Origin of the sequence: Rhizobium sp. UBA1881 (assembly GCF_002338015.1) — a bacterium.
In the GTDB taxonomy this organism is placed as follows: domain Bacteria; phylum Pseudomonadota; class Alphaproteobacteria; order Rhizobiales; family Rhizobiaceae; genus Rhizobium.
On sequence record NZ_DDHH01000052.1, the window covers coordinates 16622 to 28631 of the forward strand.

Below are 12010 nucleotides of genomic sequence, written 5' to 3' on the forward strand. Positions count from 1 at the left end.
GTTAAACCTTCTCGACTTCCGGCCGGCCCAGGATACCTGTCGGCTTGAAGATCAGCACGAAAGCGAGGATGGCGAAGGTCGCCACATCCTTGTAGGCGATGGTGAAGTAGGCCGACCACAGGCTTTCGATCAGGCCGATCATCAGACCACCGAGAACGGCGCCCGGAAGCGAACCGATACCGCCGAGAACGGCCGCCGTGAACGCCTTCACGCCAGGCACGAAGCCGTCGTTGAAGTTCACCACGCCGTAGTACATCAGGTACATGGTGCCGGCGACGGCAGCGAGTGCGGCGCCCATGATGAAGGTCACCGAGATCGTCTTGTCGACGTTGACGCCCAGCAGCGCCGCCATCTTGCGGTCCTGCTCGGTGGCGCGCTGCGCGCGGCCAAGCGCCGTGTGATTGACGAGATACCAGAAGACGGTGAGCAGCACGGCCGTGATGATGATGATCACGATCTGCTTCAGCGAGATGGTGACGCCACCAATGTTATAGACGCTGCTGATCAGCGGCGGGATCGGCTTGTTGCGCGGCCCCTGCGTCACCTGGATGAAGTTGGACAGCACGATCGACATGCCGATCGCTGTGATCAGCGGCGCCAGGCGGAACGAACCGCGCAGCGGGCGATAAGCGACGCGCTCGATCGTCCAATTCCACAAACTCGTCATCAGCATCGCAATGAGAAGCATCAGCAGCAGCAGAACCGCGACCGGCAAACCAGCAAAAATCGATGTGAGGACGAGAAAGACGATAAGGGCGGCGAAGCCACCGATCATAAAAATATCGCCGTGAGCGAAATTGATCATGCCGATGATGCCGTAAACCATCGTATAGCCGATAGCCACGAGGCCATAGATGGATCCAAGAGTCAGCCCGTTGATGAGCTGCTGGACAAAATATTCCATATGTCTTTCCCCTGGACACAGAACCGTAAAAAGCCTGCGTCTCTTGTTATTCGAGCCCTTGTTGAGCCCTTGATTAAAGATTTCATACTGCTTTCAAGGCAAAAGGGAAGTGTAAAATTTCAAAGCTCCAAAGTTCTTTGCCGTTTTGGTGAAAATGACTTTTTCGAGTTCAAAAAGTTGATTTTTTCAACACAATCCGGCCTCCGACGCCACTTTTCACCGCAAATTCACTTTTCCCTGTGATCTTTACCCTTCGCCAACTGATGGAAAATCGTTAAACCACACCTGTGTCCTTTTGCGACGGTCACCGGCGGTGCAATGAAGCGTGAAAACGACTATATGAGAAGCATGATGGAGAAGGGATCGAACCGACCCGCGATGCTCGAAACGTTTGAACGCGCCGCCCTTGAGGCTGGCAAGGCGATCATGGATGTGTACCGCGCCGGCTGCACGGCGGCCAGCAAGGCCGACAACAGTCCTGTCACGATCGCCGACGAGCAGGCCGAGCAGATCATTCTGGCGCATCTCTATCGCGATTTTCCCGATATCCCCGTCATCGCCGAAGAATCGGTCGCGGCCGGCATCGTGCCGGCGGTCGGCTCGTCGTTCTTTCTGGTCGACCCCTTGGATGGCACGCGCGAATTCGTCGACAAGCGGCCGGAATTCACAGTCAACATCGCCTTCATCGTCGATGGCCGCCCGGCTGCCGGCATCGTCTTCGCGCCCGCGCTGGGCGTAGCCTTCCTCGGCGAGAACGGCACGGCCGAGAAGCTGCATGTCGGCCCGGATTTCCGTGTCGAAAAGCGGATGCCAATCAACGTGCGCCTCGCCAAGGCCGAACGCACCGCGCTCGCCAGCCGTTCGCACGACAGCCCGCAGACCGCGCGCTTCCTGGCAGAGCAGGCCATCTCGGAGTGCAAGAATATCGGCTCGTCGTTGAAATTCTGCCTCCTCGCGGAAGGAGAAGCGGACGTCTATCCGCGCTTTACCCGCACGATGGAGTGGGACACCGCGGCCGGCGATGCAATCCTGCGCGCAGCCGGCGGCTGTACCGTGACCCTCGACGGCCGCCCCCTCACCTACGGCAAGACCCGCCAAGCCCACGACGCGGATTTCGCCAACCCCGATTTCATCTCCTGGGGCAACGCCCCCCGGCTTTGAACGCGGGGATATTTCTCACAAATATCCCTTTGAAATCAGCGCCAGCTCCCGCGCGCTGTCCCCGGCTCCGGACACGCCTCTACGATTTGCTGCAGTGAAACCTGCCGCGAACACCGGAGCTCGATCGTGTCGGACCAGACCAACAACCTCGCCTTGCCCTACATTCTCCCCTCCCAGGCGCAGAAGCACGTGCCGCACAACGAGGCGCTGCAACGTCTCGACACCGTGGTCCAGCTGACCATCATCGCCGAACGCCAGGCACCGCCTGAAACACCAGCCGAAGGCGACCGCTACCTCGTCGGCGCCGATCCCGAGGGCGCATGGCTCGGCCGGCAGGGGCTCATCTCCGTCTGGCAGGATGGTGCATGGGCCTATCTCTCGCCAAACCCCGGCTGGCGCGCTTTCTTTCTCGATACCCGCCAACTCCGCGCTTTCGACGGCACGAACTGGAACATCATCTCCCTCGATGCTGATGGCTCGCTTCCGATGATCGGGATCAATGCGACGGCCGACGCGATCAACCGGCTGGCGGTCGCCTCCGAGGCAAGCCTCTTCAGCCATGCGGGACAAGGTCATCAGCTGAAGATTAACAAGGCCGACCCGTCTCAAACAGGCACGCTGCTCTTTCAGACGAACTGGTCGGGCCGCGCAGAGATGGGCCTTGCGGGAAGCGATGCATTCTCGATCAAGGTCAGCGGTGATGGCAATGATTGGTCGACAGCGCTCGTCGTGGCGCCGGATGGCGTGGTGCGCATGCCCTCGCGGCCGATCGTGCGGGCATCGCTTGCAGCGGGCACCGCGTCTCCACCAGCGGCAAGCCGCACCGGCCTTACGGATATCAACGCGGGACAAGGCGGCTTCGAACTCGGCGCCGCCGTATCGTCTGGCACCGGCGGGCGGCTGATCGTCCCGGCCGACGGTTTTTATCTTCTGTCGCTCTCCGTGAGCACCCTCACCTCATCAGGCCACGGAGCGGCGATCGAGATCAACGGTGCCACCGTCGTCGCCAGCGCGAGCGGCCCGGCTTCAGCATCACCAACCCGGCAAAACGCGACGACGATCGTCTGGCTGAACCGGGGCGATTGGCTTGCATTGCTTCACAGCGGCACGGCGCAATACGAATTCGGACCGGCAAAGACCGAACTCTGCGCCGTCATGCTCTGAGTGAGTTACAGCAGGCGGTAGCGGAAGGCCCGGGCAACCGCCTGCATCCGATTGACGGAATCGAGCTTGCGCATCGCGCTCTTCAGATATCCGACCACGGTGTGCGGCGAGAGCTCGAGTATGATGGCGATCTCGTCGCTACTCTTGCCCGCAGCCGACCAGCGCAGGCATTCGATCTCGCGGCTGCTGAGGTTCTCCAGCGGCTGTTCGGTCACCTGCAGGCGGGCGTAGACGTCGAGAAATTCCATGGCGCTGAACACATGCGCCATCGCCTCCTCGCGCGAAAGATCCGCCCGCGCGCCCGAAAACGCGAAAATATAAGGCTGGCGATCGGCGTCATGCAGCACGAAAGCAAATGTCCGGCGAAATCCGAGCTCGCGAAACAGTCCGGTAATCCGCTCGTTCTTCGGGTTCGTCACACTGCTTTCGAATGCGCTGACACCAGACGAAACCGGCAGGCTCGATTTCCTGAGTTCCGAAACAAGCGCACTATTGTGAAACAGGTCGTCTTCGTCATAGGCGGCAACGAGGCTGTCAGGCCAGTTGCTGAAAATGTGATTTCCCGCAAAGCCGCCATTGTCGCCATGGGGAAAGCCCGCGAACAAATAGTGGTTGAAACCCGCCGCTTTCGCCAGACGCGCGAGGCGCTCCTTGGGATCCGGCAATGGACTGGATTTCTCTGTCGATAAAAAAACAATATTCGCCGCGCCGTCTTGAACGGCGCGTTCTTCATTCCGCATCGATTTCGTCCTTCAAAGGCTAAACTTGCCTGAAAACGGCCTTCTGGCAGCAACAATCAAAGTATAGGAAAAGAAAAAACGGCCGCTTCGACGTTATGCGAAGCCTGACATTCTATTCCCAACGCACGCAGAAACAACAATCGCGACGACACGCGACGTTCTATCTGCCCCTGGGGAGGCTTATAGTTTGATGAGGATCAGACAACTAATATTCATTGTGCATGGCTCCCATGCACTTATGACAAATTTACGCAAGGGAAGCCGTGCGCTCGGCGCGCGCCAGCGTCATCATGCGACGCGGTTAAATTTATTATCAAAGTCTTACGACGCGTTTAGGCAATTTTTAAATGTGACAAGCTAGAGTGGCTCTCGTGGTCTTGAGTTGTGTAGAGAGTCCAATGACCGAAATGATACGTCCCCGAGTGAAATATGTCATCGGCCCCGATGGCAGCCCGCTGACGATTGCGGATTTGCCGCCGCCGAATACTCGGCGCTGGGTAATTCGCCGTAAGGCAGAGGTTGTCGCAGCTGTGCGCGGTGGCCTGTTGAGCTTGGAAGAAGCTTGCGAACGCTATACCCTGACCGTCGAGGAGTTTCTCTCCTGGCAGTCATCCATCAACAGCCATGGTCTTGCTGGCCTGCGCACTACGCGCATCCAGCAGTATCGCCATTGATTAATTATTGAAGTTGATTCCATTTCAGTTCGGGCCGACCGCACATCGCAAGATGTGAAGCCGGCCCGAAGCTTTTGCTGCTATCCGGCGTTTATCTCATTGCCGAACTGAACCGACGCTCTGCAGCGCGGCCACCGTCCACAAAGACCACTCGGACAACGGCTGCGCGAGCAAGGCTCGGCATCTTCTTCCGCAAGCGCCGCACCACCTGCCTCCCCTTCCATCGAACAATCCGTCACCTTGAGCGGCCTTTGCTTTGCGCCGGCGCCATGGCACGTTTGCTTCAACGCAATCTAAAGGAAGGCAGTCGGCATGAAGATCACCAACGAAGAGAACGCATCGGGCGGCCGCTACGTCGCCGAGCTCGAAGGCCACCAGGCCGAAATGACCTATTCCCGCACAACGCCGACGCTCATCATCATCGATCATACCGGCGTGCCGGATGCGCTGCGCGGCAAGGGCGTCGGCCAGGCGCTGGCGCTGCATGCGGTCGAAGCCGCCAGAACCGGCGGCTGGAAGATCATTCCGCTCTGCCCCTTTTTCAAGGCGCAGGCGCTCCGCCATGAAGAATGGCGCGACGTCATCAACTGATCTTCCGAAGTCGAGAAACGCCAAAAGCCATGTATGACGGACAGCACGCCCGTCATGCATGGCTTTTATGAGATGACACCCCAGATGCCCGAAGGCATCGATCATCCTGGCTTAGAGCGCCGTGCGTCCGAATGGACGCACAAAGGACGCTCTAACTCTTTGAATCTACGCATCGAGCTTTCCGAAAATCGATTCCGATTTTCGGGCCGATGCGCTAGGCTCTTGCCCGAACCGCCCCGTCGCGCTCTTCGAGCGCGGCAGCACGTGCATATTCCGCCTGCATCTCTTCGAGCGTCTGCTCCAAGGCCTCTTCCTGCATCCTCAGTTCCTTGATCGAAACCTGAAGATTGTCCGCGCGCTGGCGTGCTGCCTTCGCGAAGGTGGGATAGGCGAAGTGATTCGGGTCGGAAATGCCGGACTTCTTTTCCTCGACGACGATCTGGCTCTCCAGATCCTTCGTCATACGGTCAAATTCAGACATCATCATCTGCAACTGCTGCAGCTGACGACGCTTTTCGTTCACCTGAAACTCTTTCAGACGAACTAGGCTCTCACGCGACTTCATACGCATTACTCCAGTGATGCGAGACCCCGGCTTCACTTGAAACCGCCCATTAGCTGCCGCTGTCATGCGACTTGCCCAAAAAATTTCCCTCGGCGTTAACAAAAACCTACCGCTGGTAACCTTTCGTTTACGGGCATCGTTAATGATAGTGCCGATGATTTAAGGGTCGGTAAACACAACTACGCGATTTCCGGTCCGTTTCATTGGTGAGTCGAATGAATCGCTTGCCGGCCTTTCTTAATGTAACAGTTGAGAAGAGGGCCTTGCGGATTCTCGTTGGAAAACAGCGGAATGGACAAAATATTTAATAAATTGATTACCTCTTGCCAGAGTGAATCAGAATTTGTTAACCATTTCGTGGCAGCTTCCAAATCACGCAGTGACATTTCTGTATCGCGTAGGGGCCAGACCACCTTTCGGCGGCGGTAAAGGGGATAAGAATGCGGGTACTACTCATCGAAGATGACAGCGCGACAGCGCAGAGCATCGAACTGATGCTCAAGTCAGAAAGTTTCAACGTCTACACCACCGATCTTGGTGAAGAAGGCGTCGATCTCGGCAAGTTGTATGATTATGATATCATCCTTCTTGATCTCAACCTTCCAGACATGTCCGGATATGAAGTGCTCCGCACTCTCCGTCTGTCCAAGGTTAAAACACCGATCCTGATCCTCTCCGGCATGGCCGGCATCGAGGACAAGGTTCGCGGTCTCGGCTTCGGCGCCGACGACTACATGACCAAGCCTTTCCACAAGGACGAACTCGTTGCTCGCATCCATGCGATCGTCCGTCGTTCCAAGGGTCACGCCCAGTCGGTCATCATGACCGGCGAACTGATCGTCAACCTCGACGCCAAGACCGTCGAAGTCGGTGGCCAGCGCGTTCACCTGACGGGCAAGGAGTACCAGATGCTGGAGCTGCTATCGCTCCGCAAGGGCACCACGCTCACCAAGGAAATGTTCCTGAACCACCTTTACGGCGGCATGGACGAGCCGGAACTGAAGATCATCGACGTCTTCATCTGCAAGCTGCGCAAGAAGCTTGCAAACGCTGCCGGCGGCGCAAACTACATCGAAACCGTCTGGGGCCGTGGCTACGTTCTGCGCGAGCCTGACGGTGCCGAATACGCCGAAACAGCCTGATATCCGATTTCGGTCCCTACGCCGATCATCCTTAAGATCCCGCCTTCACGGCGGGATTTTTTGTATCTTGCACACGTCTGAAACGACAAAAGCCGCCCTGAAGGCGGCTTTTGCGATTGAATCGAATGGAAATATCAGGCGGCGATGGCGCGATTGCCGAAGACCGCGGTCAGGATCTTGCGGTCGAACGGCTTCAGCAGGAAATCCGTGGCCCCTGCCCGCTTGCCCATCATCAGCTTCTTCAAGTCGGCCTCGATCACGCAATAGTAGATCTTGACCTCCTTGCCGCCTTCCATGGTGCGAACCGCCACGATCAGATCAAGCGCTCCATCCATGGACGAATCGACGATCAGGTAGTCCGGCAGCTCCACCTGGCAGTGGGACAATGCTTCGCTGGCGCTGGAGGCTTCACTGACCATGAAGTCGAGTTCGGAAAGAATCCGCTTCCCGACCTTACGAACGACGTCCGACGAATCGGTGATCATGAACCTTTGCATCGCTGCTCCATTGCCCAGCTTCTGTCCTGGCTGGCATCTTCACGGGCAAGGATAGAAACATTCGGCTAAGGAAGTATTACTTCGATACAAGCAATGTGCCGGGAATCTGTCCCGGCGCTGTTTTAGATCAGGCCGGAATGACTTCGGCGGTGAAGACGATCTCTTCGGCGCTGGCGCTATGGCCAAGCTTCATGCCGCACTCTTCCGCGAGCAGCACTGCGTAGTAAGGCTGGATCGTGTGGGCATCGATCGCTTCTTCGATCTCACCCGTCGAGATCTCAACGAACTTCGGCGGCAGGCGCATCAGCTTGCCCTTGGCGACGAGCGTGAACTTCGCGTCGAATTCCGGGTTTTCGAGCGTGATATCGATCTGGCCACCGCGCGGAATGGAGGAATAGGCGACGAGGAACAGGTTCAGCAGCAGCTTGACGCGGTTCTTCGCGATGATGGCGCGCGGTCCGTTCCAGACCACTTCGGTCTTCTTCTCGGCGGCGGCGAAATCCTTGGCGGCGCGCTCGGCTTCGCCAGTGTCGATCGAAGCGCCGACGGAGCCGGAAGCGCCGAAGGCAAGGCGTGCGAATTTGAGACGAACCGAGGCGTTCAGCGCGCTGGTGCGGATAAGATCCATGGCGTCTGCATCGGCGCCGCCCTCGTCGAGCAGTTCAAGGCCGTTGTTGATCGCGCCGACGGGCGAGATGACGTCATGGCAAACACGGCTGCAGAGAAGCGCGGCCAGATCTGGGCCGGTCAGGGTAAGGTTTGGATTCTTCGACATCATTGTCTCCAAGAAGGCGGTGATTCATTCCGCCACACATATTGCTTCATCATTGCACGAAGTTTGCGAGCGTACTCGGCGCCATAATGACACCATATTTGGTAAACCGATTGTTAAGACCATCCGCGCAAAATGATAGAAACGCCGGAAACGGCTCCATGTATCGACCATGATGAACGGATGACACCATGCGCCCCTCAATCCTAGGAAGATTCCTGGCCGACTGCCGGCGGGTCTCGATGCTCGCGATCTCGTGCCTGATGCTCGTCGCGACGCAGGCCGCGGCTCAGCAAGCCAGGAATGATCAATACTCGGTTCAAGAAATCGTCGACGCCGGCCATTCCTTCTTCGGCTCCACCAGCGGCGGCCTTGCCAAGGCGGTCGAGGCCGCTTTCCAGAAGTACGGCTTGCCGAATGGCTATATTCTCGGCCAGGAAGGCTCCGGCGCCTTCATCGCCGGCCTGACCTATGGCGAAGGCCAGCTGAACACCAAGAACGCCGGCGAGCATCCGCTCTACTGGCAGGGCCCCTCGCTCGGCATCGACTACGGTGGCCAGGGCACGCGCGTGATGATGCTGGTCTACGACCTGCCGTCGACCGACGCGATCTATGCCCGCTTCGGCGGCGTCAGCGGCCAGGCCTTCGTCATCGCCGGCTTCGGCATGACGCTGCTCAAGAACAACAACGTTCTCGTCGTGCCGATCCGCACCGGCGTCGGCGCCCGCCTCGGCCTCAACGTCGGCTATATCAAGATTACCCCAAATCCGACCTGGAACCCCTTCTGATATCATGGTCACGGCGAACTCTGTGTCGCCGTGACCCATCCGCCACTTGCCCTAACGGCGTTGGCCGCTTAATCATTGGCTGACGCAAATCAACTTCTGGAAGCAGTGGCCTCGCCGTGATCGAATACGCGCTCTTGTTCGGATTGGGCTTTCTGGCCGCGGCGTTCCTGGTTTTCCTCGTATCGCCGGCCGTCCATCGCCGTATCGTCTGGTACACGGAAAACCGCATGCGCGCGACGATGCCGTTGAGCCCCCAGGAAGTGCGCGCGCAAAAGGACATGGTCCGCGCGCTTTACGCCGCCGAAAACGCCCGCACCACGCAGGATCTGATTCGCGAACGCGAAAAGTCGATGTCGCTGCAATTGAAGCACGACCAGATCGCCCGCGACGCCGGCCACTTCGCCTCCGAGATCAGCGCGCTTCAAGCCCAGATCGCCGACATGAGCGTCGAGGCGGCAGAGCTGCGCTCTCACCTGCGCAAGGACGAGAACTATATCAGCCAGCTGAAGACGAGCCTGCACATCGCAGAACAGGCAAGTGCCGCCAAGGAAGGCGAGCTCGATGCTCTCCGTATCCGCCTGAACAAGATCGTCGAGCAGACCGACAATCTGAAGATCGACATGGCCGCGCGCGAGACCGAGCTCGAGAACCTCAATTTCAAGCACAGCGGTTTGCGCACGGAGCGCGACGAGCTTCGCCAGGACGTCGGCCTGCTGCAGAAGCGCGCCAAGGATGCCGAACAGAAACTGACACAGCAGGAACACGCTGTTCTGCGTCTGGAAGACCGCGCCGAGCGCGACAAGGCGACCCTTGCCGACAAGGAAGCGCTTCTGACGCGCCGGCAACAGGATCTGACCAAGCTCAAGGATCAGGTGAAGGCCGCCAATGCCGACATGCGCAAGGCGAACCGCGCGCTTCGCTCGGCCGGCCTTGCTCCCCTCGTTCTCATCCCGCCGCAGGAAAAGCCCGTGCCGGAAGAAGCCCCGATCTCAGAACTCGATACCGCCGCGGTCGCAGCGCGCCTCGCCGAAGAAGTGCGCGCCCGCAGCGCGGCCGTTTCCGAGGAAATCCTTGCCGCGAGGCTTAACACCTCCAACGACGGCGCGATCCGCGAAGAGATCGCAACCATCGCCGCCGACATGGTGGCGCTGACCGCTATCAACGAAGGCAAGGCCTCGCCGATCCGCGAGCTGCTGCCTGAGACGGCGGAAACGAAGGAAGGCGAGCGCATCGACCTCGCCCAGCGCGCTGCCACGATCCTGTCGCAGCCGGGCTGAGCCTAGCCGCCAGCAGATCTCAGATACGCTTGGCCGTGGAAGACATGGCAAACAGCGCGATACCGGTCGCGGTCGCGACGTTGAGGCTATCGAGCCCCGGCGATTGCGGAATGCGCGCGCTACGGAAGCGCGACAGCACCGCCTGCGGCAGCCCCTCGCCTTCCGTGCCGACGACCAGCGCCATGCGCTCCGAGGCCGGAATGGAGCGGATATCGACCTCGCCGCGCGGCGACAGCGTCCAGATGGCGAAATCCCGTTCGGCCAGTTGCGTCAGCAGCTCAACCGCGTCACCGCCGCGCTGATAGGGAACGCTCAACACCGAGCCGACAGAAACGCGCATCGCCTTGCGATAGAGCGGATCGCACGAGGTCTCGTCGAGGAAGATGGCATCGGCATCGAAGGCAGCCGCATTGCGGAACATCGAGCCGGCATTGTCGTGGTTTGAAATGCCGCAACCGACCAGCACCAGCGAACGCTCGGGCAACCGATCGATCAGCGCGCCGTCCCGTGGCTGTCGCCGCCCCAGGGCCAGCACGCCGCGATGCAGATGGAAGCCGACGATGCGGTCGAGCACATCCGCTTCCGCGACGTAGACGGGAACGTCATCCGGCAGCCGCTCGAGAATATCGGCAACGCCCTCGACACGGTTGCGCAGCAAAAGCACCTTCTCGGCCGCGAAATCGCCGCCCGACCGGTGGGCCTCGGCCAGCATGCGCAGCACGACAGTGCCCTCGGCGATAAACCGGTTATGCCGCCCGGTCAGATCGCGTTCGCGAATATCGCGAAACTCGGCGATACCAGGGTCGTCGGCATTGTCGATTGTAATCAGCCGAGGGGCCATCGTTCTCAGCCGCCGTTGACAGTCACGTCGGCGATGATGCTTCCAGCCTTGATGTCGAACACCAGCGCCTTGGCCACGCCCTCGGCGGTCTTGCCGAAGAACATGATCTGGCCGCCCGAGAGCGAAGAGGACTGAAGCACGAAGCCGGCGGGCAGGTTTGCCGTCACGGAAACCGGCGCATCCGACGGAATCCCGGCGGACGTGATCGCGACCGGCTCCTTGGCCGGCGCCCGCATCGTCTTGTAGACAACCGCGCCGAAGACCGCCATAAGGCTCACGAACATGATGAAGCCCGAGACGATCTGCAGGCGGATCATCTTGCGTCGGACATTTTCCATTGCCGGATCGAGGGGCTTTTCTTCCTGATCGTCTTCTGGCTGGACATTCGTCATATATGGCGTTCCATTCTATAAAATACTTCGGAGAAGAAGCGTCTTGAGCGACCCCTTTAAACAAGCAGCCGGCAATATGAAAGTCCTGACGGCGGATGAACATGCCGAAGGCCGGCTTGATGCGTGGATGACGGCTCAGCTCGGCGAGGAATTCTCCCGCAGCCGCGTCAAGGTGCTGATCAAGGAAGGCCAGGTCACGTCGAAGGGATCAGTCGTCGCCGATCCGCAGAAGAAGGTCCGCCCCGGCGACATCTTCGAGATCAACCTGCCCGAGCCCGAGGATCCCACGCCTAAGGGCGAGAATATCCCGCTCGACATTCTCTATGAAGACGACGACCTGATCGTCATCTCCAAGCCATCCGGCATGGTCGTGCATCCAGCCGCTGGCAACTGGACGGGAACGTTGGTCAACGCGCTGATCTATCACTGCGGCGACAGCCTGTCGGGCATCGGCGGCGTGCGCCGTCCAGGCATCGTCCACCGCCTCGACAAGGACACGACA

15 protein-coding genes are annotated in these 12010 nt (G+C 59.3%); 8 read left to right on the plus strand and 7 right to left on the minus strand.

Annotated elements, in window-relative coordinates; translation table 11 throughout:
* Position 1: 1 nt before the first annotated feature.
* Positions 2–904: a branched-chain amino acid ABC transporter permease gene (locus B3605_RS05175; protein WP_112945356.1), complete on the minus strand. Its 903-nt coding sequence runs from the start codon at positions 902–904 to the stop codon at positions 2–4.
* 378 nt (positions 905–1282) lie between these two features.
* Here B3605_RS05175 and cysQ point away from each other — a divergent pair, with 378 nt between their 5' ends.
* Together cysQ and B3605_RS05185 are read left to right on the plus strand one after the other, a co-directional pair.
* Entirely contained in the window at positions 1283–2065 is a 783-nt protein-coding gene (cysQ, locus tag B3605_RS05180) for a 3'(2'),5'-bisphosphate nucleotidase CysQ (protein WP_112945411.1), read from the plus strand.
* Between the two features lie 126 nt (positions 2066–2191).
* Entirely contained in the window at positions 2192–3229 is a 1038-nt protein-coding gene (locus B3605_RS05185; protein ID WP_112945355.1) for a DUF2793 domain-containing protein, read from the plus strand.
* Between the two features lie 5 nt (positions 3230–3234).
* Here B3605_RS05185 and B3605_RS05190 read toward each other — a convergent pair whose 3' ends face one another.
* Positions 3235–3969: a helix-turn-helix transcriptional regulator gene (locus tag B3605_RS05190; protein ID WP_112945354.1), complete on the minus strand. Its 735-nt coding sequence runs from the start codon at positions 3967–3969 to the stop codon at positions 3235–3237.
* A 398-nt stretch (positions 3970–4367) separates the two neighbouring features.
* Between B3605_RS05190 and B3605_RS05195 the strand changes: the two genes are divergently transcribed.
* Both B3605_RS05195 and B3605_RS05200 read left to right on the plus strand, forming a co-directional pair.
* The gene (locus tag B3605_RS05195) at positions 4368–4643 is read left to right on the plus strand and encodes a DUF1153 domain-containing protein (RefSeq protein WP_007533628.1); all 276 of its coding nucleotides are present in this window, start codon (positions 4368–4370) and stop codon (positions 4641–4643) included.
* Between the two features lie 312 nt (positions 4644–4955).
* Positions 4956–5234 (plus strand): GNAT family N-acetyltransferase, encoded by a 279-nt coding sequence (locus tag B3605_RS05200; protein WP_111564126.1) that lies wholly within the window; start codon positions 4956–4958, stop codon positions 5232–5234.
* Positions 5235–5448: 214 nt separating this feature from the next.
* On the opposite strand, the gene B3605_RS05205 is transcribed toward B3605_RS05200, so the two are convergent.
* Positions 5449–5799, minus strand: a complete 351-nt coding sequence (locus tag B3605_RS05205; protein ID WP_018897078.1) for a hypothetical protein — start codon at positions 5797–5799, stop codon at positions 5449–5451.
* 440 nt (positions 5800–6239) lie between these two features.
* On the opposite strand from B3605_RS05205, the gene ctrA reads away from it, so the two are divergent.
* Positions 6240–6941 (plus strand): response regulator transcription factor CtrA, encoded by a 702-nt coding sequence (ctrA, locus tag B3605_RS05210; protein ID WP_003542362.1) that lies wholly within the window; start codon positions 6240–6242, stop codon positions 6939–6941.
* 134 nt (positions 6942–7075) lie between these two features.
* On the opposite strand, the gene B3605_RS05215 is transcribed toward ctrA, so the two are convergent.
* Positions 7076–7438 (minus strand): response regulator, encoded by a 363-nt coding sequence (locus B3605_RS05215; protein ID WP_112945353.1) that lies wholly within the window; start codon positions 7436–7438, stop codon positions 7076–7078.
* Positions 7439–7565: 127 nt separating this feature from the next.
* Positions 7566–8216: a histidine phosphotransferase ChpT gene (gene chpT / locus B3605_RS05220; RefSeq protein ID WP_026282744.1), complete on the minus strand. Its 651-nt coding sequence runs from the start codon at positions 8214–8216 to the stop codon at positions 7566–7568.
* A 185-nt stretch (positions 8217–8401) separates the two neighbouring features.
* On the opposite strand from chpT, the gene B3605_RS05225 reads away from it, so the two are divergent.
* Complete coding sequence (locus B3605_RS05225) at positions 8402–8998, plus strand: DUF1134 domain-containing protein (RefSeq protein ID WP_112945352.1); 597 nt, start codon at positions 8402–8404, stop codon at positions 8996–8998.
* Positions 8999–9114: 116 nt separating this feature from the next.
* On the plus strand, positions 9115–10275 hold the full coding sequence (locus B3605_RS05230) for a hypothetical protein (RefSeq protein WP_112945351.1): 1161 nt from the start codon (positions 9115–9117) through the stop codon (positions 10273–10275).
* Between the two features lie 19 nt (positions 10276–10294).
* Here B3605_RS05230 and B3605_RS05235 read toward each other — a convergent pair whose 3' ends face one another.
* Together B3605_RS05235 and B3605_RS05240 are read right to left on the minus strand one after the other, a co-directional pair.
* Positions 10295–11116 (minus strand): TrmH family RNA methyltransferase, encoded by an 822-nt coding sequence (locus tag B3605_RS05235; RefSeq protein WP_112945350.1) that lies wholly within the window; start codon positions 11114–11116, stop codon positions 10295–10297.
* Positions 11117–11121: 5 nt separating this feature from the next.
* Positions 11122–11508: a hypothetical protein gene (locus B3605_RS05240; protein ID WP_018897072.1), complete on the minus strand. Its 387-nt coding sequence runs from the start codon at positions 11506–11508 to the stop codon at positions 11122–11124.
* A gap of 43 nt (positions 11509–11551) precedes the next feature.
* Here B3605_RS05240 and B3605_RS05245 point away from each other — a divergent pair.
* A partial coding sequence (locus tag B3605_RS05245) for a S4 domain-containing protein (RefSeq protein ID WP_296433098.1) occupies positions 11552–12010 on the plus strand: 459 nt, incomplete at its 3' end.